This window comes from Clostridium sp. AM42-4, assembly GCF_003480105.1.
In the GTDB taxonomy this organism is placed as follows: domain Bacteria; phylum Bacillota; class Clostridia; order Lachnospirales; family Lachnospiraceae; genus Brotaphodocola.
In genome coordinates this window covers 250-570 of record NZ_QUIK01000063.1, presented here as the reverse complement: position 1 = coordinate 570, position 321 = coordinate 250, and the positions used below count along the sequence as shown (strand labels likewise).

Annotated in this window: 1 pseudogene; it reads left to right on the top strand. The window is 57.0% G+C overall.

From position 1 onward, the window contains the following. Positions 1–85: 85 nt before the first annotated feature. Positions 86–321: pseudogene (locus DW922_RS18265) on the top strand (4Fe-4S binding protein); the annotation flags it as partial.

Genomic DNA, 321 nt, shown 5'->3' with positions numbered 1-321 from the left:
GCGGCGACAGTGCTGAGCAAAGCAATCAAATTATGTCTGGAGTGTGTGGGCATTGGGTAAAAAGTTTTCAGGCGTTTCACAGACCATGTCCCGCTTCCGGGGCTGGATTCAGGCGGGGGCGACGCTGCTGACCAACCTGCATCTGCCGAACTTTCTCAAGGGCGGACTGTATCAGGGCACGGGGAAGACCGTCTGCGTGCCGGGACTGAACTGCTATTCCTGCCCGGCAGCCTCCGGTGCCTGCCCCATTGGGGCGTTTCAGGCAGTGGTGGGGTCTTCCAAGTTCAGCTTCTCCTACTATATCACAGGCTTTCTCATTTT